This is a genomic window from Klebsiella sp. 4_1_44FAA (genome assembly GCF_000238715.1).
Lineage (GTDB): Bacteria > Pseudomonadota > Gammaproteobacteria > Enterobacterales > Enterobacteriaceae > Klebsiella > Klebsiella pneumoniae.
On the sequence record NZ_JH414800.1, the window covers coordinates 491,826 to 514,077 of the forward strand.

Annotated in this window: 19 protein-coding genes and 2 pseudogenes; 8 read left to right on the plus strand and 13 right to left on the minus strand. The window is 58.3% G+C overall.

Annotation, left to right across the window (positions count from 1 at the left end; translation table 11 throughout):
- Positions 1 to 21 precede the first annotated feature (21 nt).
- On the plus strand, positions 22 to 849 hold the full coding sequence (dkgA, locus tag HMPREF1024_RS13025) for a 2,5-didehydrogluconate reductase DkgA (protein WP_002916796.1): 828 nt from the start codon (positions 22 to 24) through the stop codon (positions 847 to 849).
- 35 nt (positions 850 to 884) lie between these two features.
- On the opposite strand, the gene HMPREF1024_RS13020 is transcribed toward dkgA, so the two are convergent.
- The 7 genes and pseudogenes from HMPREF1024_RS13020 to HMPREF1024_RS12995 form a co-directional block, all read right to left on the minus strand.
- Positions 885 to 1,412, minus strand: a complete 528-nt coding sequence (locus HMPREF1024_RS13020) for a GNAT family N-acetyltransferase (protein WP_004144550.1) — start codon at positions 1,410 to 1,412, stop codon at positions 885 to 887.
- Positions 1,412 to 3,743, minus strand: a pseudogene (locus tag HMPREF1024_RS13015) (YgiQ family radical SAM protein). Before HMPREF1024_RS13015 ends, HMPREF1024_RS13020 begins: the two are co-directional and overlap by 1 nt.
- Positions 3,744 to 3,776: 33 nt before the next feature.
- Positions 3,777 to 5,189: a cell division protein FtsP gene (ftsP, locus tag HMPREF1024_RS13010; protein ID WP_004144547.1), complete on the minus strand. Its 1,413-nt coding sequence runs from the start codon at positions 5,187 to 5,189 to the stop codon at positions 3,777 to 3,779.
- Between the two features lie 83 nt (positions 5,190 to 5,272).
- Positions 5,273 to 6,010: a 1-acylglycerol-3-phosphate O-acyltransferase gene (gene plsC / locus HMPREF1024_RS13005; RefSeq protein WP_002916826.1), complete on the minus strand. Its 738-nt coding sequence runs from the start codon at positions 6,008 to 6,010 to the stop codon at positions 5,273 to 5,275.
- A gap of 191 nt (positions 6,011 to 6,201) precedes the next feature.
- The gene (gene parC / locus HMPREF1024_RS13000) at positions 6,202 to 8,460 is read right to left on the minus strand and encodes a DNA topoisomerase IV subunit A (protein WP_004181324.1); all 2,259 of its coding nucleotides are present in this window, start codon (positions 8,458 to 8,460) and stop codon (positions 6,202 to 6,204) included.
- A 121-nt stretch (positions 8,461 to 8,581) separates the two neighbouring features.
- Positions 8,582 to 9,450, minus strand: a pseudogene (locus HMPREF1024_RS0126530) (GyrI-like domain-containing protein).
- A gap of 77 nt (positions 9,451 to 9,527) precedes the next feature.
- The gene (locus HMPREF1024_RS12995; RefSeq protein ID WP_002916833.1) at positions 9,528 to 9,923 is read right to left on the minus strand and encodes a YgiW/YdeI family stress tolerance OB fold protein; all 396 of its coding nucleotides are present in this window, start codon (positions 9,921 to 9,923) and stop codon (positions 9,528 to 9,530) included.
- A gap of 150 nt (positions 9,924 to 10,073) precedes the next feature.
- Here HMPREF1024_RS12995 and qseB point away from each other — a divergent pair, with 150 nt between their 5' ends.
- The 4 genes from qseB to HMPREF1024_RS12975 all read left to right on the plus strand — a co-directional run bounded on the left by qseB (position 10,074) and on the right by HMPREF1024_RS12975 (position 13,162).
- Positions 10,074 to 10,733: a quorum sensing response regulator transcription factor QseB gene (gene qseB, locus HMPREF1024_RS12990; RefSeq protein WP_009308669.1), complete on the plus strand. Its 660-nt coding sequence runs from the start codon at positions 10,074 to 10,076 to the stop codon at positions 10,731 to 10,733.
- Positions 10,730 to 12,079 carry a quorum sensing histidine kinase QseC gene (gene qseC, locus HMPREF1024_RS12985; RefSeq protein ID WP_004149844.1) on the plus strand — a complete coding sequence of 450 codons (1,350 nt, stop codon included), beginning with the start codon at positions 10,730 to 10,732 and terminating at the stop codon, positions 12,077 to 12,079. The genes qseB and qseC overlap by 4 nt, the downstream gene beginning before the upstream one ends.
- Before the next feature lie 106 nt (positions 12,080 to 12,185).
- Entirely contained in the window at positions 12,186 to 12,767 is a 582-nt protein-coding gene (locus tag HMPREF1024_RS12980; protein WP_004900659.1) for an NAD(P)H-dependent oxidoreductase, read from the plus strand.
- An 80-nt stretch (positions 12,768 to 12,847) separates the two neighbouring features.
- Positions 12,848 to 13,162, plus strand: coding sequence for a putative quinol monooxygenase (locus tag HMPREF1024_RS12975; protein WP_004205233.1), 315 nt, complete (start codon positions 12,848 to 12,850; stop codon positions 13,160 to 13,162).
- 72 nt (positions 13,163 to 13,234) lie between these two features.
- On the opposite strand, the gene parE is transcribed toward HMPREF1024_RS12975, so the two are convergent.
- From parE to nudF, 5 genes are read right to left on the minus strand one after another with little or no spacing between them, the layout of a single operon-like run.
- Positions 13,235 to 15,130 carry a DNA topoisomerase IV subunit B gene (parE, locus tag HMPREF1024_RS12970; protein ID WP_002916844.1) on the minus strand — a complete coding sequence of 632 codons (1,896 nt, stop codon included), beginning with the start codon at positions 15,128 to 15,130 and terminating at the stop codon, positions 13,235 to 13,237.
- A 30-nt stretch (positions 15,131 to 15,160) separates the two neighbouring features.
- Positions 15,161 to 15,736 (minus strand): esterase YqiA, encoded by a 576-nt coding sequence (yqiA, locus tag HMPREF1024_RS12965; RefSeq protein WP_002916845.1) that lies wholly within the window; start codon positions 15,734 to 15,736, stop codon positions 15,161 to 15,163.
- On the minus strand, positions 15,736 to 16,563 hold the full coding sequence (gene cpdA / locus HMPREF1024_RS12960; protein ID WP_002916846.1) for a 3',5'-cyclic-AMP phosphodiesterase: 828 nt from the start codon (positions 16,561 to 16,563) through the stop codon (positions 15,736 to 15,738). Before cpdA ends, yqiA begins: the two co-directional genes overlap by 1 nt.
- A gap of 24 nt (positions 16,564 to 16,587) precedes the next feature.
- Positions 16,588 to 17,010, minus strand: a complete 423-nt coding sequence (locus tag HMPREF1024_RS12955) for a DUF1249 family protein (RefSeq protein ID WP_002916847.1) — start codon at positions 17,008 to 17,010, stop codon at positions 16,588 to 16,590.
- Entirely contained in the window at positions 17,007 to 17,639 is a 633-nt protein-coding gene (gene nudF, locus HMPREF1024_RS12950) for an ADP-ribose diphosphatase (RefSeq protein WP_002916848.1), read from the minus strand. The genes HMPREF1024_RS12955 and nudF overlap by 4 nt, the downstream gene beginning before the upstream one ends.
- A 196-nt stretch (positions 17,640 to 17,835) precedes the next feature.
- Between nudF and tolC the strand changes: the two genes are divergently transcribed.
- The 3 genes from tolC (at position 17,836) to HMPREF1024_RS12935 (ending at position 21,310) form a co-directional block, all read left to right on the plus strand.
- Positions 17,836 to 19,305, plus strand: coding sequence for an outer membrane channel protein TolC (gene tolC / locus HMPREF1024_RS12945; RefSeq protein ID WP_009308670.1), 1,470 nt, complete (start codon positions 17,836 to 17,838; stop codon positions 19,303 to 19,305).
- Between the two features lie 167 nt (positions 19,306 to 19,472).
- Positions 19,473 to 20,144 carry a DUF1190 family protein gene (locus HMPREF1024_RS12940; RefSeq protein ID WP_009308671.1) on the plus strand — a complete coding sequence of 224 codons (672 nt, stop codon included), beginning with the start codon at positions 19,473 to 19,475 and terminating at the stop codon, positions 20,142 to 20,144.
- 5 nt (positions 20,145 to 20,149) lie between these two features.
- Positions 20,150 to 21,310, plus strand: a complete 1,161-nt coding sequence (locus tag HMPREF1024_RS12935) for a glutathionylspermidine synthase family protein (RefSeq protein WP_004900674.1) — start codon at positions 20,150 to 20,152, stop codon at positions 21,308 to 21,310.
- Between the two features lie 44 nt (positions 21,311 to 21,354).
- Here HMPREF1024_RS12935 and ygiD read toward each other — a convergent pair whose 3' ends face one another.
- A complete protein-coding gene (gene ygiD / locus HMPREF1024_RS12930) occupies positions 21,355 to 22,146 on the minus strand; it encodes a 4,5-DOPA dioxygenase extradiol (RefSeq protein ID WP_004174357.1) in 792 nt (263 codons plus the stop codon).
- Positions 22,147 to 22,252 lie beyond the last annotated feature (106 nt).

Here is a 22,252-nt window from a genome sequence, read left to right on the forward strand (position 1 = left end):
GTTCATTAACAGGAGGAAGGCATGACACATCCAACCGTTATAAAACTGCACGACGGCAACCTGATGCCGCAGCTGGGTCTCGGCGTGTGGAAAGCTGGCAACGAGGAAGTCGTCTCCGCCATTCATAAGGCGCTGGAAGTCGGTTATCGCTCTTTTGACACCGCCGCCGCGTACCAAAATGAGACCGGCGTCGGCAATGCGCTGCACAGCGCTGGCGTCAACCGCGATGAGCTCTTCATCACCACCAAGCTGTGGAACGACGATCAAAAACGGCCGCACGAGGCGCTGAAAGAGAGCCTCAGCAAACTGAAGCTGGACTATGTGGATCTCTATTTAATCCACTGGCCGGTACCGGCTATCGGCCATTACGTCGAGGCCTGGCAGGCGCTGATCGAGCTGCAGCAGCAGGGGCTGACCAAAAGCATTGGCGTGTGTAATTTCCAGGTACCGCATCTGCAGAAGCTGATTGATGAAACCGGCGTCGCCCCGGTGATCAATCAGATAGAACTCCATCCACTTATGCAGCAGCGTCAGCTGCACGCGTGGAACGCCACCCACAAGATCCAGACCGAATCCTGGAGCCCGCTGGCCCAGGGCGGCGAAGGCGTCTTCGATCAAAAAGTCATCCACCAGCTCGCCGATAAGTACGGCAAAACGCCGGCGCAAATCGTCATCCGCTGGCATCTCGACAGCGGTCTGGTGGTGATCCCGAAATCCGTCACGCCGTCGCGTATCGCGGAAAACTTTGACGTCTGGGACTTCCGTCTCGACAAAGATGAGCTGGGAGCGATCGCGAAGCTGGACCAGGGTAAACGTCTCGGTCCTGACCCGGATCAGTTCGGCGGATAATGCTCTCTCTTGCCATCGCCTTTAGCGCCTCGGCGTTAAAGGCGATCGCAGACCAGATGAATATCCTCTGGCTCCAGCGCAAACAGCGCCGGGTCGGGCTTATCCGCTAAGCGACATCCCTGAGCCAGATAAAAATCGACGGTGTTTTTGTTGGGGATCGACGAGATATAGAGGCCGGACGCCCCCATTTCTGGCAGCTGGTGCAGGGCATACTGAAACAGTCGCCGCCCCCAGCCCTGGCCGCGCTTTCCCGCCCCGACATAAAAGAATAATAGCTGGCGCAGCTCGCCATTCATGCCGCGAGGCAGCGTATCCAGCGCCGCTGCGGCAATCATCTGCTCATCGTCAAAAAAGGCGAAAAAAATACCGCCGCGATCGTAACAGGCCTCGTGAATCGGAGTATAAACCTGACGATCGTGAGGGTCCCAGCCACGCACGTCATAATATTCCCGATAAGCCCGCAGCTGACCGTTATCGAGACGGTAGAGCGTATCGATAATTTCGCTGCGGTCTATCTCCCAGAGCTGGTCCAGTTGTTGTCGCGACAGGATGACCGGCGTCATCACCTCTCTCCTTTTTTCACAGATGTTCCCGGCGAGCGATCCCGCCGGGCCAGCCGCTTAGCGTGATACGGCCTTCGGCTTAACGCGTTTTTTCGCGCCCGCAGCGGCAGGCGTCTGGCGCTGATGGGCGATCGGCGTGTGCTTGGTCAGCGCCGGACGAGTATGGCGGTTCTGGCGACGCGCTTCACGCATTTCGTCCAGGGTTGGCGCTGGCACCAGGCAGTCGCGGCGGGAGCCAATCAGGTGCTTCTTGCCCATCGCCTCCAGCGCCTGACGGATCAGCGGCCAGTTTGCCGGATCGTGGTAGCGGAGCAGCGCTTTGTGCAGACGGCGCTGTTTATCGCCCTTCGGCACCACCACCTCTTCGCTCTTATAACCAATTTTACCCAGCGGGTTCTTGCCGGTGTAATACATGGTGGTCGAGTTCGCCAGCGGCGACGGATAGAAGTTCTGCACCTGGTCGAGACGGAAGCGATGCTTCTTCAGCCACAGCGCCAGGTTCACCATATCTTCATCACGGGTGCCCGGATGAGCGGAGATAAAGTACGGGATCAGATACTGCTCTTTACCCGCCTGCTTCGAATAGGTGTCGAACAGCTCTTTAAAGCGGTCGTAGCTGCCCATTCCCGGCTTCATCATCTTCGACAGCGGTCCCTCTTCGGTATGCTCCGGGGCGATCTTCAGATAGCCGCCGACGTGGTGGGTCGCCAGCTCTTTGATATAGCGCGGATCTTCGACCGCGATGTCATAGCGTACCCCGGAGGCGATAAGGATCTTCTTGATGCCCTTCAGCTCGCGAGCGCGGCGATAAAGATTGATCGTCGGCTCATGGTTGGTATCCATGTGCGGGCAAATATCCGGATAGACGCAGGAGAGACGGCGGCAGGTCTGCTCAGCGCGCGGCGATTTACAGCGCAGCATATACATGTTGGCCGTTGGCCCGCCGAGATCGGAGATCACCCCGGTAAAGCCGGGCACGGTGTCGCGAATGGCTTCGATCTCATTAATGATCGAATCCTCAGAACGGCTCTGGATTATGCGTCCTTCGTGCTCGGTGATCGAGCAGAACGAACAGCCGCCGAAGCAGCCGCGCATGATGTTGATTGAGAAGCGGATCATCTCATACGCCGGAATACGCGCATCGCCATAGGAAGGATGCGGCACCCGCTTGTACGGCAGCGCGAAGACGCTGTCCATCTCTTCGGTGGAGAGCGGGATTGCCGGCGGGTTGATCCAGATGTAGCGCTCGCCGTGCTTTTGCATCAGCGCCCGGGCGCAGCCGGGGTTGGTTTCGTGGTGCAAAATGCGCGAGGCGTGAGCGTACAGGACCTTATCGCCTTTCACCTTCTCGAAGGAAGGCAGCAGCACATAGGTTTTTTCCCACGGTTTGGGCCGCGGCGGTTGCACAGTAATGCTTTTCGCTTCCTGTTTTTTCGGCGCGACCGGTTTGTTATCGGCGCACGGCAGATCTTCACCGTACGGATGCGGGATGGGATCAATTTTACCGGGCGTATCCAGACGGGTGGAGTCCACGCCGCTCCAGCCCGGCAGCGCCTCTTTCACCATGATGGCGGTATTGCGCACATCGCGGATCTGGTCGATGGTTTCGCCCATCGCCAGGCGATGAGCCACTTCCACCAGCGGACGCTCGCCGTTGCCGAACATCAGCATATCGGCCTTGGAGTCCACCAGCACCGAGCGGCGCACGGTGTCGGACCAGTAATCATAGTGGGCGGTACGACGCAGGCTGGCTTCGATGCCGCCGAGGATCACCGGCACATCTTTCCACGCCTCTTTACAGCGCTGGGTGTAGACGAGGGTAGCGCGGTCCGGACGTTTGCCCGCCACGTTACCCGCCGTATAGGCATCGTCATGACGTAGTTTACGGTCGGCGGTGTAACGGTTGATCATTGAGTCCATGTTGCCGGCGGTCACGCCGAAGAACAGGTTCGGTTTGCCCAGACGCATAAAGTCGTCTTTGCTGTTCCAGTCCGGCTGGGAGATGATCCCTACCCGGAAACCCTGCGCTTCCAGCATGCGGCCGCAGATAGCCATCCCGAAGCTCGGGTGGTCGACATAGGCGTCGCCGGTGACCAGAATAATGTCGCAGCTATCCCAGCCAAGTTGATCCATCTCTTCACGCGACATCGGTAAAAAGGGCGCAGGGCCAAAACAGGCAGCCCAGTATTGCGGCCAGGAAAAAGGTCACGATCCGGTTGGATCAGGGATATTGCGCTCATATTGCTTCCGGGGAAAATGAATAAAAAAATAACCAAAAGGGCGTGGATTATAAGCCGGAATGATAGTGGAAATGAAGGAGGATTTTCTCAAACCCTGACCGTGCGCCGGCCAGGGTCAAAGAGATTACGGCGCGGGATTCACCAGCATCTGGCCGATCGAGCCGCGATCGGCAAGCTCCAGCGTCTGGCTCAGATACTGGAACGGGAAGTGCGGCCACGACGGTTGAGCGTAATAGACCAGCAGCTCAACCTGCCCGTCGACCCACACGGTGTCCTTCCAGCCGCGATCTTCCGGGAAAGGAGACGAGCCGTTGACATTACGGATCTGGAACATCACCCCTTCAATATGGAACGACTGCGGGCGGTCGGCGCGCACCGTCCAGCGCTCCCAGGTCCCCTGCTGCGCCGTGATATCGATACGCTGCGGATCCCACAGCTGGCCGTTGATGCCCGGATCGTCGCCAAGGGTGATATCCCGGCTGCGGATCGGCGTACCGGAGAGCAGCTCGGTCGGCAGCAGGCGCACCGGCAGACTGTCGGTCACCAGCGGCAGCAGCCCGGTCGGACGCAGCGTCAGCACCAGCGTGGAGACCAGGATGCTTGACGGTTCAAAAAAACCGCGGATACGGTCGACGATACTCGCCGCTTCGCCGCAGGTAATGGACACTTCATCGCCGTTAGTCATATCGACCAGAATTTCACGCCGCTCCCCCGGGGCCAGCGATAGCTGCTTGAGCGAAACCGGCGCCGGCAGGAACCCCTGATCGCCGGAAATCACATGCAGCAGTCGGCCATCGCTCATCTGCAGCTGATAGCGCCGGGAGTTGGAAGCGTTCAGCAGGCGCAGGCGCACCCAGCCGCGCGACACTTCAACATACGGGCTCTGCACGCCGTTAACCAGCAGCGTGTCGCCCACAAAGCCGCCGCTGCCCGGTTCGCTATATTCCGGCGTGCCGAAGTTATCCAGCCGTTTATCCTGAATAATCACCGGGAAGTCATCGACGCCATAGTGGTTAGGGATCGGCAGGTTCTTGCTGACCTCGTCTTCCACCAGCCACATGCCCGCCAGACCGTTGTAAACCTGTTTCGCCATCCGGTTCGGCGTGTTGGCCTGATACCACAGCGTCGCCGCGCTCTGGCGGATAGGCAGCACCGGCGCCCAGTCGGCGTTCGGCGACATCATGCGCGCCGCGCCGCCAATCAGCGGGCCAGGCACCTGCAGACCGCGGATGGTCATCGCCACGTTCTCCGTCAGGCGGTTGCTGTAGATAAGCTTGACGTCGTCTCCGTTCCAGACGCGGATCGTCGGCCCCATATAGCGGCCATTGATCCCCCAGACGGGGGCGCGGGTGCCGGGGGTAAACGACCAGTGGGAACGCTGCAGCGTCAGAAACAGCGGCTGGCCGCGACGAGATTCCAGCAGCGGCGGAACCGGCAGCGCAGGCTGCTGGCCGGCGGCATGGGCCTTCAGCGGCGCGGCGCCAGCGCACAGCGCTACGCCGGAAGCCTTAATAAACTGACGCCGACTGAGTGACATATTAACTCCATGACATACTGACAAATGAAAAAGGGAATTCGTTTCCCGCCAGCAATACGCGCGCGTTGGCGGCGTTTCCTGTCTTATTGCTTTCCAGCCGCTTCGCGCTCGGCCACTTCGTTGTCCAGATCAGCGATTTTGGCGGCCATCAGCTCGCGGCAATGCGTCGCCAGCGCGCGCACGTTGTCTTTACCAAACTGAGTGGTATCTACCGGCGGCAGCATTTCCACAATCACCAGACCGTTGTTCCAGCGATTGAGCTTTATTTTATTCGATGTATTCGAGACACACACCGGAATAATCGGCACCCCAGCGGCAATAGCCGCGTGAAAAGCCCCGGTTTTAAACGGCAGCAGGCCGCGGCCGCGGCTACGGGTCCCTTCCGGGAACATCCAGAACGAAATTTTACGCTTTTTAAAAGCGTTGACGACTTCGGCAATAGTGCCGTGCGCTTTGGTTCGGTTATTACGGTCAATCAGCAAATTGCCCGTCAGCCAGTACAGTTGGCCAAAGAACGGGATCCACAGCAGGCTCTTTTTACCTACGGTGACCGTCGGAGCCTGCACGATATTCGACGCCGTCACCATATCATAGTTGTTCTGGTGGTTAGCGATGTAGATCGCGTTGCCATAGCTTTCCGCGTCGGCGGGTTTGCGTAGCTCTACCTTGAGGCCAAATACCGGAGATAAACGGCCAAACAGATGGCCGAAAGTGGCAACGTGTTTTGGATTACGTGGGCTGAACAAGCAGTACAGACAGCCAAGTACGCACACTACGATGCAATAAATGACCACGAAAATTACTCGAAAAATGAATAGCATAGCTACCTCTAAAACCCAAACCGCTTAGAATTATTCGCTGCTGGCAGAAGGCAGGCTCACAAGTTCTGCGCAGGCCGGGACCGTTCTTCCTGGGTCCCTGATGATGGACATTGTTAATCGCAACGCCTGAATAAACAACGATTTTGCGGCATTTTTTCGTCTCCTCCCGTCAAAGACGGGAGGAGACGCGCTTACTCTTCGCTATCGCCTGCCGCGGCACGACGCGGCGAGTCAATTTCCACGCGGTCAATTTTCTGCAGCCCGCGCATCAGCGAACCGCGGCGGCCGCGCTCGCCGGTGACTTTTTGCAGCTCTTCCGGACGCAGTTTGATCTTCCGTTTGCCGACGTGAATGGTCAGCGTACTCTGCGGCGGCAGAACAAACAGATGTGCCAGACCGTCCTGGCCGGCTGCGGCTTCCGCCGCCGGAATGCTGATAATTTTGTTGCCCTTGCCTTTCGACAGCTGCGGCAGATCGCTGACCGGGAACATCAGCATCCGCCCGGCGGCGGTGATGGCCAGCAGCATATCGGACTCATCCTCAATCACCAGCGGCGGCATCACGTGCGCGTTGTCAGGCAGGGTGATTAGCGCTTTACCGGCACGGTTGCGCGCCACCAGATCGTTGAAGGTACAGACGAAACCGTAGCCCGCGTCGGAAGCCATCAGCAGTTTCTGATCGTCGCTTTCCATTAGCATATGCTCCACGGTCGCGCCCGGCGGCAGGGTCAGTTTGCCGGTAAGCGGTTCACCCTGGCCACGCGCGGAAGGCAGAGTAATCGGATCGATGGCATAGCTGCGTCCGGTGGTATCGATAAACACCACCGGCTGGTTGCTCTTGCCCTTCGCCGAGGCTTTCCAGCTGTCGCCCGCCTTATAGCTCAAGCCCTGGGCGTCAATGTCGTGTCCTTTGGCGCTGCGCACCCAGCCCATCTGCGACAGAACGATAGTCACCGGCTCAGACGGCAGCATGTCATGTTCGCTCATCGCTTTCGCTTCTTCACGCTCGTGAAGCGGCGAGCGACGGTCGTCGCCGAAGGCATCGGCATCGGCCTGCAACTCTTTTTTCAGCAGGTTGTTCATCTTACGTTCAGACGCCAGAATCGCCTGCAGCTGGTCGCGCTCTTTTTCCAGCTCGCTCTGCTCGCCGCGGATCTTCATCTCTTCCAGTTTGGCGAGGTGGCGCAGTTTTAATTCCAGAATCGCTTCCGCCTGGGTTTCGCTGATGCCAAAGCGCGACATCAGGGCCGGCTTCGGTTCATCTTCAGTGCGGATGATCTCAATCACTTCATCGATATTAAGAAACGCCACCAGCAAACCTTCGAGGATATGCAGGCGCTTCAGCACTTTCTCTAACCGATGGTTTAGACGGCGACGCACGGTATCGCGACGGAACACCAGCCACTCGCTGAGGATCTCCAGCAGGTTTTTCACCGCCGGGCGGCCGTCAAGGCCGATCATATTGAGGTTGATGCGGTAGCTCTTCTCCAGATCGGTGGTGGCGAACAGGTGGTTCATCACCTGTTCCATATCCACCCGGTTGGAGCGCGGGACAATCACCAGACGGGTCGGGTTTTCGTGGTCCGATTCGTCGCGCAGATCGTCAACCATCGGCAGCTTTTTATTGCGCATCTGCGCCGCAATCTGCTCCAACACTTTGGCGCCGGAGACCTGATGCGGCAGCGCGCTGATCACCACCGCGCCGTCCTCTTTACTCCACACCGCGCGCATGCGCACTGAGCCGCGCCCGTTCTGGTAGATTTTGCGAATTTCCGCCCGCGAGGTGATGATCTCCGCCTCGGTCGGGAAATCCGGCCCCTGTACGATATCCAGCAGTTCGTCGAGGGTGGTTTTCGGCTGCTCAATCAGCGTAATCGCCGCTTTGGCCACTTCCCGCAGGTTGTGCGGAGGAATATCGGTCGCCATGCCTACCGCGATGCCGGTGGTGCCGTTCAGCAGGATGTTCGGCAGACGCGCTGGCAGCATTTTCGGCTCCTGCAGCGTGCCGTCAAAGTTTGGCACCCAGTCGACCGTCCCCTGCCCCAGCTCGCTGAGCAGCAGCTCGGCATACTTCGACAGGCGGGATTCGGTGTAACGCATGGCGGCGAAAGATTTGGGATCGTCCGGCGCCCCCCAGTTTCCCTGACCATCCACCAGCGGATAGCGGTAAGAGAACGGCTGCGCCATCAGCACCATCGCTTCATAGCAGGCGCTGTCGCCGTGCGGGTGATATTTACCCAACACGTCGCCGACGGTGCGGGCGGACTTTTTGAATTTCGCGCTGGCGTTCAGCCCCAGCTCGGACATCGCATAGACGATGCGACGCTGGACCGGTTTTAAGCCATCGCCAATAAACGGTAATGCCCTGTCCATGATCACGTACATGGAGTAGTTCAGGTAAGCATTTTCCGTAAATTCATGCAGCGCAAGGCGCTCTGCCATATCGCTCATTAATCGTGGATCCTCAATCTGGGTACCGACCGTTCGGACGGCAAAACTACCCGCGATAATACCCGATCTCACGCCCTGAGTCACAGGCCGTGAGATCGGCTGAGGATTCCGTCACGCTTAATCAGGCCAGCGGCAGATAAATATCGGTTTGCAGTTCATGCTCAGCCACCTCATGGACAAAATTGAGGTAACGGAAGTACACCGGAAAATCCCGTAACGTCTCGCCTGAAGCGGGTAACCAGTCGCGATAGAGAAACCAAACGCTGTTCGCCAGCGTGTCCAGCGAGCCGTGATGGCGCACGACGGCGCAGCGTCCGCCGGGGATTTCGCCGTTAATCACGCCAAAGGCGTTTTCACCAACCGGCCGATCGACCGTACCGCAGATATCAAAACGAAATGCCTCCTGCGGGGTGGTCTGCGGATCGTCCCAGGCGATCCCCCAGGTATCGCTGGTGGCGACGGGCGATAATCCGCTCGTCTTACGCCAGGCGATAAACGCGCGGCGGTGGCGTTGACAAGGTCCGGGCTACCGCGATGTTGCAGTACGGCTATCCGGGTGGAGGGGCACGAAATAATGTTGACGTCCATCGACGTTTGCTCCTGTAGCGTATGTTTCGGTACGCGTCGATGCCACTCGGCCCAGTCCGGTTGTTGACGGAATTGGGTCGGGCTTTGGTCAAACGCGGTACGGAAGGCACGACTGAACGACTCCGCATTCTGAAATCCGGCATCAAGGGCAATATCGATGACTTTATCGCGGGGGTTGAACGCCAGGCGCCAACAGGCGCGTCGCAGACGCAACCACTGAATATACCGGTACAATGGAATGCCGGTATAGGCGCTAAATTGCCGGTGAAAATGGTAAGGCGAACTGTGCGCTATCGCGCTCAGCGTCTCCAGCGACAGCGGCTCATCAAGATGGCGCGCAATGTACCTACAGACGCGCTGGAAGCGCCCGACATACGCCGGGCTGGCCTTAATATCGTTCATCGTCTCCTCCTCGCGACATACTCTGACAGAGCGAGGATCGCGATTCCTGACCGATCTTGCGCTTATCCGACGGAGACTTATGGCGCGATTTTACGGATCTGTTTAACGTCGATTTCTACCGAGTTCCAGTCCTTATCGACTTCCCCCTGAATTTCTACTGTGTCCTGCGGGCCGACGGTCACGCCGTTCCAGCGCTTGTGGTCGATATCGACATTGATCACCCCGGAAGCATCCTGGAATTTATACAGGTCATCAGAGATGCGCTCGACGATTTTACCGCGCAGGGTCACCCAGGTGTCATCACGCAGCGACTTGGCGTTCGCCACGGTGGTCACCGCGCCGCTCGGCCCGGTGAAGCCGCCAGCCTGGGTGGTAGTGGTAGTCGACGGTCCGGTGAATCCTCCCTGCCCGGCGGCCAGTACCGGCATGGAAACCAAAGCAATAATCGCGGTCATCGCAGCAATTTTTTTCATCTTATATTCTCCCTTTTGTGTTGGTATGGCTCCTATTACGCCCGACAAAACTTAACGACTTCTTAAGCGGAAAAAAGAAATTTTAATGCTGTACATCACCCGCTTCAACGCGGTTTACTGCGCAAAGAAACGGGATCGTCGGAGGGAAACATGCGCATATTACTGGTGGAAGATGACAAGCTTATCGGCGACGGCATCAAAGCCGGGCTGAGCAAAATGGGCTTTAGCATTGACTGGTTTACCGCCGGGCTGGAGGGCAAAAATGCCTTATACAGCGCCCCCTACGACGCCGCAATCCTTGACCTCACCCTACCCGGCATCGATGGCCTCGATATTCTGCGCGAATGGCGCGATAAAGGCTGCCATGAGCCGGTGCTGATCCTCACCGCCCGCGATGCCCTCAGCCAGCGGGTGGAGGGCCTGCGCCTGGGCGCCGATGACTACCTGTGCAAACCTTTCGCCCTGATTGAGGTGGCAGCGCGCCTCGAAGCGTTGATCCGCCGCGCGCACGGCCAGAGCAGCAGCGAACTGCGCCACGGCAAGGTGATCCTCGATCCGAACCGCTTAACCGCCAGCCTCGACGGCGAAAGCCTGGCGCTGAAGCCGAAGGAGTTCGCCCTGCTGGAACTGCTTATGCGCAACGCCGGGCGCGTATTGCCGCGTAAGCTTATCGAGGAAAAGCTCTACACCTGGGACGACGAGGTCTCCAGCAACGCCGTGGAAGTTCACGTCCATCATCTGCGCCGCAAGCTCGGCAGCGACTTTATCCGTACCGTCCACGGCATCGGCTATACCCTGGGTGACGCATGAAACGACTTGCCCGCCTGAGCCTGCGCCTGCGCCTGACGCTGCTGTTTGCCGTACTGACCACCGCCGCCTGGGGGATGGCCAGCGTTATCGCCTGGCAGCAGACCAGCAAAAAGCTGGATAAGCTGTTCGATACCCAGCAGCTGCTGTTCGCTCGCCGCCTGAGCGTCATGCATTTCGATGAACTGCGCGCCCCGCCCGCCTTGCTCGGGGAAAAGAAAAAGGTACGCCACGGGCACATCGACGACGACGCGCTGGCGTTCGCCATCTTCACCCGCGACGGCAAAATGGTGCTTAATGACGGCGAGAACGGAGAGGATATTCAGTGGAATTCGCAGCGCGAGGGATTCAGCGATGGCTATCTGCGTGACGACGATGACGAGTGGCGTTTCCTGTGGTTAACCACCGCCGACGGCCGCTACCGCATCGCCGTCGGCCAGGAGTGGGATTACCGGCGCGAAATGGCGATGGATATCGTGACCTCGCAGCTCACCCCGTGGATGGTTGCCCTGCCGCTGATGTTCGTGCTGCTCATCGTGCTGTTAAGCCGCGAGCTGGCGCCATTGAAAAATCTGGCGCGCACGCTGCGCCTGCGCGCGCCGGACTCGGCGGATTCGCTCAGCGTGGAGAAGATCCCCGCCGAAGTTCGCCCGCTGGTCGAAGCGCTGAATCAGCTGTTCCGACGCACTCACGACGCCATGCTGCGCGAGCGTCGGTTTACCTCTGATGCCGCCCATGAGCTACGCAGCCCGCTGGCGGCGCTGAAGGTACAGACCGAAGTCGCCCAACTCTCCCTGGACGATCCCGAAGGGCGTGAGAAAGCGTTGGATCAGCTCCACCAGGGGATCGATCGCGCCACCCGACTGGTGGATCAGCTGCTGACGCTGTCGCGGCTGGACTCGCTCGCCCAACTGGATGATGTGCAGCAGGTCGCTATCGCCGATCTGCTGCAGTCGGCAGTGATGGAGATGTATCACCCGGCGCAGCAGTCCGGGATTGAGCTGCGCCTGCATCTTAATGCCAGCCATATCGTCCGCACCGGCCAGCCGCTGCTGCTCAGTCTGCTGGTGCGCAATCTGCTGGATAACGCCGTACGCTATAGCCCGCGCGGCAGCCAGGTCGATATCACGCTCAACGCCCGCGAGTTCCGGGTGCGCGATAACGGCCCAGGCATTAGCCCGCAGGCGCTCTCGCGCATTGGCGAGCGTTTTTATCGTCCGCCGGGGCAGGAGGCGCCGGGCAGCGGCCTGGGCTTGTCGATCGTCCGGCGCATCGCCTCGCTGCACGGCATGCAGGTTGATTTTGCCAACGCGCGCGACGGCGGCTTCGAGGCCCGCGTGTACTGGTAGCGAGATTATTGCTCATTTGGCAAAAGACTTTGCACATTTTGCTCATTTTACTGCCCCGCTTCGCGGGGTAAGATCGTCGGCAAATTTTCATATATGAGGGTAAAAAATGAGCAACATCCTGATTATCAATGGGGCGAAAAAGTTCGCGCACTCTAATGGTCAACTGAACGACACCCTGACCGAGGTCGCGGAGAGTTATCTGCGCGACGCCGGGCACGATGTTAAAAGCGTTCGCGCCGAAAGCGAGTACGACGTAAAAGAAGAAGTACAGAATTTCCTGTGGGCCGATGTGGTGATCTGGCAGATGCCGGGCTGGTGGATGGGCGCTCCGTGGACGGTGAAAAAATATATGGATGACGTCTTTACCGAAGGCCACGGCTCGCTGTACGCCAGCGATGGCCGTACCCGCTCCGACGCCAGCAAAAAATATGGCTCCGGCGGCCTGGTGCAGGGGAAAAAATATATGCTTTCTCTGACCTGGAACGCGCCGATGGAAGCCTTCACCGACCAGGACCAGTTCTTCCACGGCGTCGGCGTTGACGGCGTTTACCTGCCGTTCCATAAAGCCAATCAGTTCCTCGGCATGGAGGCATTGCCGACCTTTATCGCCAACGACGTGATTAAAATGCCTGATGTCCCACGGTATATCGCAGAATATCGCAAGCATCTGGCGGAAATTTTTGGTTAACTAGAGGTCTAGCTCTACATATTTCGAGTTATTCGAACCTGGAGTATGACGAGATCCACACAGAAGGAGTTGAGTTAACCATGTTAACAGTGATTGCAGAAATCCGTACCCGCCCGGGCCAGCACCACCGCCAGGCGGTTCTCGATCAGTTCGCGAAAATTATTCCGACCGTTTTGCAGGAGGCCGGCTGCCACGGCTATGCGCCTATGGTGGATCATGCCGCCGGCGTCAGCTTCCAGACCACGGCGCCCGACTCTATCGTCATGGTCGAGCAGTGGGAAAGCGTCGCGCATCTTGAAGCACACCTGCAAACCCCGCACATGAAAGCCTGGTCGGAAGCGGTCAAAGGCGATGTGCTGGAGACCACCATCCGTATTCTGCAGGCCGGCGTTTAAGTCCGCCGACTCAGTAATGCCATGAAAAAGGGAGCCTGAGGCTCCCTTTTACGTCTGGCGCAGCGTACAGACTTACACTTCCAGATCCGCCATATCGCCCTTCTCCTGCAGCCAGTTGCGACGATCTTCCGAACGCTTTTTGGCCAGCAGCATATCCATTATCGCCGTGGTCTGCTGCTCGTCCTCATCGCTGATCACCAGCTGCACCAGGCGGCGGGTATTCGGGTCAAGGGTGGTTTCGCGCAGCTGCATCGGGTTCATCTCACCGAGCCCTTTAAAGCGCTGGACGTTTGGCTTGCCCTTCTTGCGCTTTAGCTGCTCCAGCACGCCGGTTTTTTCTTCTTCCGTTAGCGCGTAGTAAACCTCTTTACCGAGGTCGATACGGTACAGCGGCGGTAGCGCCACATAGACGTGCCCCTCTTTCACGAGGGTACGGAAATGTCTTACGAACAGCGCGCACAGCAGGGTGGCAATGTGCAGACCATCGGAGTCCGCATCCGCCAGAATACAAATTTTACCGTAGCGCAGCTGGCTTAAATCATCGCTGTCCGGGTCAATACCAATCGCCACCGAAATGTCGTGCACTTCTTGCGAAGCTAACACTTCATCGGAGGAGACTTCCCAGGTATTAAGGATCTTGCCCTTCAGCGGCATGATCGCCTGATATTCGCGATCGCGCGCCTGCTTGGCTGAGCCGCCCGCCGAATCTCCTTCGACAAGGAACAGCTCGGTACGGTTCAGATCCTGGGCGGTACAGTCCGCCAGCTTACCCGGCAGCGCCGGACCGCTGGTCAGCTTTTTGCGCACCACTTTTTTGGCCGCGCGCAGACGGCGCTGGGCGCTGGAGATGGCCATCTCCGCCAGCAGCTCCGCGGCCTGCACGTTCTGATTCAGCCACAGGCTGAAGGCGTCCTTCACCACGCCGGAGACGAACGCCGCGCACTGGCGCGACGACAGGCGCTCTTTGGTTTGCCCGGCGAACTGCGGATCCTGCATCTTCACCGACAGCACGTAGGCGCAGCGATCCCAGATATCTTCCGCTGACAGCTTCACGCCGCGCGGCAGGATATTACGGTACTCGCAGAACTCACGCATCGCGTCCAGCAGCCCCTGACGCAGGCCATTAACGTGCGTCCCGCCCTGCATAGTCGGGATCAGGTTCACGTAGCTTTCGGTCAGCAGTTCGCCGCCTTCCGGCAGCCACAGCAGCGCCCAGTCCACCGCCTCCGTCTCGCCGGAGAAGGCGCCGACGAANGGTTTTTCCGGCAGCAGCGGCAGGCCGTTCACCGCTTCGCTCAGGTAATCGTTCAGGCCATCGGCATAGCACCAGCTCTGCTCGCTGTTGTTCACCTGGTCGCGGAAAACAATTTCCACGCCCGGGCACAGCACCGCTTTCGCTTTTAACAGGTGGGTCAGACGTGAAACGGAAAAGCGCGGGCTGTCGAAGAAGCTTTCGTCCGGCCAGAAATGGACGCTGGTCCCGGTATTGCGTTTGCCGCAGGTGCCGGTGACGTGCAGGTCTTCCACTTTTTCACCATTTTCAAAGGCGATGCTGTAGACCTGACCGTCGCGACGCACGTTGACCTCCACGCGTTTTGACAGGGCGTTGACCACCGAGATCCCCACCCCGTGCAGGCCGCCGGAAAACTGATAGTTTTTATTGGAAAACTTACCGCCCGCATGCAGCCGGCAGAGGATCAGCTCAACCGCCGGCACGCCCTCTTCCGGGTGGATGTCGACCGGCATCCCACGACCATCGTCAATGACCTCCAGGGACTGGTCGGCATGAAGGATAACTTCCACGCGTTTGGCGTGGCCTGCCAGCGCTTCATCCACACTGTTATCAATAACTTCCTGACCAAGATGGTTAGGACGAGTGGTGTCGGTATACATGCCCGGACGGCGGCGCACCGGCTCTAGCCCGGTGAGTACCTCAATGGCATCAGCATTATATGAAGATTGCGTCATGGTGTGTATTCGTAGGTCGTTCAGGGCCGTTTAGCGCAGGCCGAGAAATTCGATAATCTGAGTGAAATGATCGTCAAAGCCGACAAATGCGTGATTACCGCCCTCCTCTACCGTCTGCCGGCAAGAGGCGTAGTAATGAACGGCCTGGCGGTAATCAAGCACTTCATCCCCGGTCTGCTGTAGCAGCCAGAGTAAATCCGGCGCTTCGAGCGGGTCGATTTGCATGACTTTGAGATCGTAAATATGGCGAGACTCTAGCACATATTGCTGCCCGGTGTATGGATTCTCATTGTGGCCGAGAAAATTGTTTAGTAGTTCAAACGGCCGCACCGCCGGGTTAACCACCACCGCCGGCAGCATAAAGCACTGCGAAAGCCAGGTCGCGTAGTAGCCGCCCAGCGACGACCCTACGACCCCCAGCGGCTCGCCGCCGTGCTCCAGCACGATGGACTCCAACAGCTCCGCCGTTTCCGCCGGGTAAGGCGGCAACTCCGGCACCACCATGGTGATCTCAGGATAGTGCTGCGCCAGCCAGGTTTTTAACGCCGTCGCCTTCGCCGAGCGCGGAGAGCTGTTAAAGCCGTGCAGATAAAGGAGCGTCGCCATCAGTAGCCTTCTGAAGCAATATCCGGATGAAACGCGGCGCCTTCCAGGCGGCACACTTCGGTGGTCAGCGTCCCGTCAGGGTGAAGCTCCAGCCAGCGCCAGCCCGGTGACACCGTATCCAGAGTGAAATTGGCACAGTGCGGTTTAAACTGGACGCAGGTCGACGGCGTCGCCATCATGCGCCGGCCATTCCAGTCGAGATCCAGTTCCTGATGAATATGGCCGCACAAAAGATGCTTCACCCGCGGCCAGGCGCTCAACGCGCTGTCCAGCGCGCCGGCGTTGCGCAGACTATGCTGATCCAGCCAGCTGCAGCCGGCCGGCAGCGGATGATGGTGCAGCAGGAGTAAGGTATAGCGCTCCGGCGCCTCCGCCAGCTTATGTTCGAGCCACTCCAGCTGGAAGTCGCTCAGCTCGCCATGGGGAACGCCAAACACCTGGCTGTCGAGCAGCAGGATCTGCCAGCGATCGCCGAGAAACACGCGCTTGGCAGGGGAAATGCCCGCCTCCTGCAGGGTGCTGTACATCGCCGGCTGGAAATCATGGTTGCCCGGTAGCCAGACGCAGGGTGCAGCAAAACTCGCGATGCCCTCAGCAAAATGCTGATAGGCCGCGGAGGAGTGGTCCTGCGCCAGATCGCCTGTTGCGACAATCAGATCGCATGGACGCTGTGAGGCATGAATGGCCGACAGTACGGCCTGATAGCTATCCCAGGTATTGATGCCTAACAACGTCTCATGCTTTTCAGCAAACAGGTGAGTATCAGTAATTTGTAATATCCTGACTCTGGCCTCACCAGCCAGAGGTAGGTTTAACAGGCTTTCCAAATGGTGTCCTTAGGTTTAACGACGCTAACAAACCGGAATCGCCATCGCTCCATGTGCTAAACAGTAACGCAGCCAGTCGGCCAAAAACTGGTTAATTTGATGCTTTTCGTCGCGTTGATGCAACTTTTTATTAGGATAATCATATCGCGCTTTGAAGCGAAAGATCTGCTGACTCGAACACACTTCGGCCACCATGGCGTCATGGTAGAGGCGGACGGTCATCGATGGCAGGCTCCAGTAGCTCACTGCAGGCAGAGTCTGCTCTATTGCCACCAGAGTAGTGTAGCGGGTCGATTCAACTATCGTTAACCGATACTGCGCGCTTCCCACCTGATAGCTTACCTTCTCACCCGCTGCATCCGTTCGCGGCAACAGGCGGCGCAACTGCGCGAAATTGGTCTCGCACAGGCGCATCATCTCAGGGAAGTCAGGTGTATAACGCTTCATTTTGTCCACTCATTTCGTAAATTGTGATAATGCAATTGCAGCCATTGCAAGGCGATGACAGAGGCTGCGTTGTCGATTTTCCCCTCTTCTACCCACTGGTAAGCCTGCTCCCGACTCACCACATGCACCCGAATATCCTCGTTTTCCTCGGCCAGGCCGTGAATGCCTTTTGCCGTCGATGCATCAACTTCTCCCACCAGGATCGATAACCGTTCGCTGGTGCCGCCGGGACTGGCCAGATAGCTTAATATTGGTTTCGTCCGCCCAACTTCAAGCCCGGCCTCCTCCAGCGCTTCCCGACGGGCAACATCTTCCACCGTTTCACCCGCTTCAATCATGCCGGCGACCATCTCCAGCAGCCACGGGCTCTCGCTGGTATCATAGGCGGCGATACGGATTTGTTCGACCAGCACCACTTCGTCGCGCACCGGGTCAAAGGGTAGCAAGACGGCGGCGTGCCCGCGCTCAAAAATTTCACGGGTGATTTCGCCACTCATGCCGCCGTTAAACAGGCGGTGGCGAAAACGGTATAAATCGAGCGAAAAAAAACCACGATATAGCGTTTCGCGTGCAATAATTTCTACATCATTTTTGGAGAAGGTAATTCCCTGCTGCGTGGGTTTGCTCATTGTCATGTCCTGCGAATCTGAAATTAGGGATTTCCAAACCGTTTGGCTACCGTTTTACGGTCCGTATGTTAGATTGGTGCAAATTACCGCCGGATGGCACGTAACGCCAACTTTTTACGGCGGCAGAATCGATACAATCAGCGGAATTTTTCTTAGAATTAGACCAGCGCTAAATGCTTCACAACAAGGAATGCAAATGAAGAAATTGCTCCCCATTCTTATCGGCCTGAGCCTGACCGGGTTCAGCGCCATGAGCCAGGCGGAAAACCTGCTTCAGGTTTACCAGCAGGCACGCATCAGCAACCCCGATCTGCGTAAATCGGCAGCCGATCGTGACGCCGCGTTCGAAAAGATCAACGAAGCGCGCAGTCCATTACTGCCTCAGCTTGGGCTGGGAGCGGATTATACCTATACCAATGGCTATCGCGACAGCAACGGCGTCAACTCTAACGTCACCAGCGGTTCGCTGCAGTTAACGCAGGTTCTGTTTGATATGTCGAAATGGCGCGCCCTGACGCTGCAGGAAAAAACGGCAGGGATTCAGGATGTCACGTATCAGACCGATCAGCAAACACTGATTCTGAATACCGCGACGGCCTATTTTAAAGTGCTGGCCGCCATCGACACGCTCTCCTATACCGAAGCGCAGAAACAGGCTATTTACCGCCAGTTGGATCAAACCACGCAGCGCTTTAACGTAGGCCTGGTGGCGATCACCGACGTACAGAACGCCCGTTCACAATACGATGCCGTGCTGGCGAACGAAGTCACCGCGCGTAACGATCTCGACAACGCCGTCGAAGGACTGCGTCAGGTCACCGGTAATTACTATCCGGAGCTGGCCTCCCTGAACGTGAACGGCTTTAAAACCAACAAGCCGCAGGCGGTCAACGCCCTGCTGAAGGAAGCGGAGAACCGCAACCTGTCGCTGCTGCAGGCGCGTCTGAGCCAGGACCTGGCCCGCGAGCAGATTCGTCAGGCGCAGGACGGCCATTTGCCGACCCTGAACCTTTCCGCCTCTACCGGGGTCTCGAATACGCGTTACAACGGTTCGAAAACCAATACCCCGCTCGCCTACAACGACAGTGATAACGGGCAGAACCAAATCGGCCTGAACTTCTCTCTGCCACTGTACCAGGGCGGCGCGGTGACCTCGCAGGTCAAGCAGGCACAATACAACTTCGTTGGCGCCAGCGAGCAGCTGGAAAGCGCCCACCGCAGCGTCGTGCAGACTGTGCGTTCATCGTTTAACAACGTGAACGCCTCCATCAGCAGCATCAACGCCTACAAACAGGCGGTGGTCTCCGCGCAAAGCTCCCTGGATGCCATGGAAGCAGGCTACTCGGTGGGTACGCGTACTATCGTTGACGTCCTCGACGCCACCACTACGCTGTATAACGCTAAGCAGCAGCTCTCGAATGCGCGCTACAACTACCTGATCAACGAGCTGAACATTAAATCGGCGTTAGGTACCCTGAACGAGCAGGATCTGGTCGCCCTGAACAACACGCTGGGTAAACCCATCTCCACCTCCGCAGATAGCGTCGCGCCGGAAAATCCGCAACAGGATGCCACCGCTGATGGCTACGGCAACACTACCGCGGCGGTGAAGCCGGTGTCCGCACGGACCACCCAGAGCAGCGGCAGCAATCCGTTCCGTCAGTAATTCTCATACTGTGATGCGCATCGCCTGTCCGTCGGACAGGCGATGCGTTAAACGTAAGGCAACGTAAAGATCCCCCGCTTAGCGCCCCTCTTCGCTTCATTTTCCACCACTCATCCTCTATCCTGAGCGTTAACACACGCCATACCACTGGGTCCTGGAAGACAAATATGAAACGGACAAAAAATATTAATCATTCGTCGTTCCGCAAAAGCTGGAGCGCACGCCATCTGACGCCGGTCGCGCTGGCCGTTACCGCGGTCTTTATGCTCGCCGGTTGTGAAAAAAGCGACGAAACGGTGTCGCTGTACCAGAACGCCGATGACTGCTCCGCCGCCAACCCGGGCAAAGCAGCCGAATGCACCACGGCCTACACCAACGCGGTAAAAGAGGCAGAGCGCACTGCGCCGAAGTATGCCACCCGCGAAGACTGCGTCGCCGAGTTTGGCGAAGGCCAGTGCCAGCAGACGCCAGCCCAGGCGGGCGTCGCCCCGGAAAACCAGGCGCAGGCGCAAAGCAGCGGCAGCTTCTGGATGCCGCTGATGGCCGGCTACATGATGGGCCGCCTGATGGGCGGCGGCATGGCGCAACAGCAGCCGCTGTTCAGCTCGAAAAATCCGGCCAGCCCGGCCTACGGTCAGTACACTGACGCCAGCGGCAAGAGCTATGGCGCCGCCCAGCCGGGCCGCACCATAAATGTGCCGAAAACCGCGATGGCGCCGAAGCCAGCCACCACCACCGCCGTCACCCGCGGCGGCTTTGGCGAGTCGGTAGCGAAACAGTCGACCATGCAGCGTAGCGCCGCAGGCTCAACGTCCTCTTCTCGCTCAATGGGCGGCTAAGCAACATGGAAAGAGTCAGTATTACCGAGCGCCCGGACTGGCGCGAGAAAGCGACCGAGTACGGTTTCAACTTCCATACCATGTACGGCGAGCCCTACTGGAGCGAAGAGGCGTATTACAAGCTGACCCTCGCGCAGGTGGAAAAGCTGGAAGCGGTCACCGCTGAGCTACATCAGATGTGCCTCCAGGTGGTGGAAAAAGTGATCGCCAGCGATGAGCTGATGACCAAATTCCGCATCCCTAAACACACCTGGGGTTTTGTGCGCCAGTCGTGGAAAACCAACCAGCCGTCGCTCTACTCACGTCTCGACCTGGCCTGGGATGGCGTCGGCGAACCGAAGCTGTTGGAGAACAATGCCGACACCCCGACCTCGCTGTATGAAGCGGCCTTCTTCCAGTGGATCTGGCTGGAAGATCAGCTCAACGCCGGCAAGCTGCCGGCGGGCAGCGACCAGTTCAACAGTTTGCAGGAAAAGCTGATCGATCGCTTCGGCGAGCTGCGCGAGCAGTTTGGCTTTCAGCTGCTGCATATGGCCTGCTGCCGCGATACCGTTGAAGATCGCGGTACCGTGCAGTATCTGCAGGACTGCGCCGCTGAAGCGGGGCTGGCGACGGAATTCCTCTACGTTGAAGATATCGGCCTGGGCGAAAAAGGCCAGTTTACCGATCTGCAGGATCAGGTGATTGGCAATCTGTTCAAGCTCTATCCGTGGGAGTTTATGCTGCGGGAGATGTTCTCCACCAAGCTGGAAGACGCTGGCGTCCGCTGGCTGGAGCCGGCGTGGAAAAGCATTATCTCCAACAAGGCGCTGCTGCCGATGCTGTGGGAGATGTTCCCCAATCACCCTAATCTGCTGGCGGCCTACTTCAGCGAAGATGCTCACCCGGAGATGGAGAAGTACGTCATTAAGCCAATCTTCTCCCGCGAAGGCGCTAACGTGTCGATCGTTGAAAATGGCAAAGTGGTGGAGGCAGTAGAAGGCCCGTACGGGGAAGAAGGCACCATCGTGCAGGCGTTTTACCCGCTGCCGAAGTTTGGCGATAGCTATACGCTGATTGGCAGCTGGCTCATCAACGACCAGCCTGCAGGGATCGGTATTCGCGAAGACCGGGCGCTGATCACCCAGGATCTGTCGCGCTTCTATCCGCACATTTTCGTCGAATAATGCCGCGCTCCGGCGACGGTAAATGCCGCCGGAGCGCGCTATCATCAGGCGCCAACCAACACCGACAGCATGCTCAGCGAGCCCATCTCGATGCCATCGACTGGGATCGTCATCGCCTCAACGCCATCCCACGTCCCCAGGACATACAGCAGCGGCAGGAAATGCTCCGCCGTCGGGTTGGAGAGCGAGCCCCCTTCGTGTGCCAGGTAGTTAACCAGCGGGTGCTGCTCGTCCAGCCCCTGCCATTGCAGATTCGCCTTCACGTAGTTATTGAAGGACTCTGCCCAAGGGTACGGCGTGTTCTCGCCATGCCAGCGGGCGGTGCGCAGGTTATGCACCACGTTGCCGCTGGCCACCAGCATAATGCCTTCATCACGCAGCGAGGCCAGCTTCCGCCCCATTTCGAGATGCCAGGCCGGCGGTTTGGTGCTGTCGATGCTCAACTGAACCATCGGGATATCCGCCTGCGGATACATTTTAATCAGCACGCCCCACGAGCCATGGTCAAATCCCCAGGCTTCTGTATCGAGGGTGACCGGCACCGGCGAGAGCAGCTCCACCAGCCGTTGCGCCAGCGCCGGAGAGCCCGGCGCCGGATAATGCGTGTCATACAGCGCCTGCGGAAAACCGCCGAAGTCATGAATGGTCTTCGGCGCCTCCATCGCCGTTACGCCCGTACCGCGCGTAAACCAGTGCGCAGAGACCACCACGATCGCTTTCGGACGCGGCAGGGTTTCGCCCAGTTGAGCCCAGGCGCGGGTATAACGGTTGTCTTCCAGCACGTTCATTGGGCTGCCATGGCCGAGAAACAACGCGGGCATTCGGGTACGGGACATGATGATATCCTTAGGGTGTCAATGTGATGTGCTCACATTACGCGCTTTTGCGCCAGGATAAACTCAGATAACCATGATGATGATCGTCAGAAAATTTGAATGTAAT

What these genes read in the sequence shown, in the direction of transcription:
- dkgA (WP_002916796.1), top strand. Translation starts at nt 22, where the DNA reads ATGACACATCCAACCGTTATAAAACTGCACGACGGCAACCTGATGCCG.
- HMPREF1024_RS13020 (WP_004144550.1), bottom strand. Translation starts at nt 1,412, where the DNA reads ATGACGCCGGTCATCCTGTCGCGACAACAACTGGACCAGCTCTGGGAG.
- ftsP (WP_004144547.1), bottom strand. Translation starts at nt 5,189, where the DNA reads ATGTCACTCAGTCGGCGTCAGTTTATTAAGGCTTCCGGCGTAGCGCTG.
- plsC (WP_002916826.1), bottom strand. Translation starts at nt 6,010, where the DNA reads ATGCTATTCATTTTTCGAGTAATTTTCGTGGTCATTTATTGCATCGTA.
- parC (WP_004181324.1), bottom strand. Translation starts at nt 8,460, where the DNA reads ATGAGCGATATGGCAGAGCGCCTTGCGCTGCATGAATTTACGGAAAAT.
- HMPREF1024_RS12995 (WP_002916833.1), bottom strand. Translation starts at nt 9,923, where the DNA reads ATGAAAAAAATTGCTGCGATGACCGCGATTATTGCTTTGGTTTCCATG.
- qseB (WP_009308669.1), top strand. Translation starts at nt 10,074, where the DNA reads ATGCGCATATTACTGGTGGAAGATGACAAGCTTATCGGCGACGGCATC.
- qseC (WP_004149844.1), top strand. Translation starts at nt 10,730, where the DNA reads ATGAAACGACTTGCCCGCCTGAGCCTGCGCCTGCGCCTGACGCTGCTG.
- HMPREF1024_RS12980 (WP_004900659.1), top strand. Translation starts at nt 12,186, where the DNA reads ATGAGCAACATCCTGATTATCAATGGGGCGAAAAAGTTCGCGCACTCT.
- HMPREF1024_RS12975 (WP_004205233.1), top strand. Translation starts at nt 12,848, where the DNA reads ATGTTAACAGTGATTGCAGAAATCCGTACCCGCCCGGGCCAGCACCAC.
- yqiA (WP_002916845.1), bottom strand. Translation starts at nt 15,736, where the DNA reads ATGGCGACGCTCCTTTATCTGCACGGCTTTAACAGCTCTCCGCGCTCG.
- HMPREF1024_RS12955 (WP_002916847.1), bottom strand. Translation starts at nt 17,010, where the DNA reads ATGAAGCGTTATACACCTGACTTCCCTGAGATGATGCGCCTGTGCGAG.
- nudF (WP_002916848.1), bottom strand. Translation starts at nt 17,639, where the DNA reads ATGAGCAAACCCACGCAGCAGGGAATTACCTTCTCCAAAAATGATGTA.
- tolC (WP_009308670.1), top strand. Translation starts at nt 17,836, where the DNA reads ATGAAGAAATTGCTCCCCATTCTTATCGGCCTGAGCCTGACCGGGTTC.
- HMPREF1024_RS12940 (WP_009308671.1), top strand. Translation starts at nt 19,473, where the DNA reads ATGAAACGGACAAAAAATATTAATCATTCGTCGTTCCGCAAAAGCTGG.
- HMPREF1024_RS12935 (WP_004900674.1), top strand. Translation starts at nt 20,150, where the DNA reads ATGGAAAGAGTCAGTATTACCGAGCGCCCGGACTGGCGCGAGAAAGCG.
- ygiD (WP_004174357.1), bottom strand. Translation starts at nt 22,146, where the DNA reads ATGTCCCGTACCCGAATGCCCGCGTTGTTTCTCGGCCATGGCAGCCCA.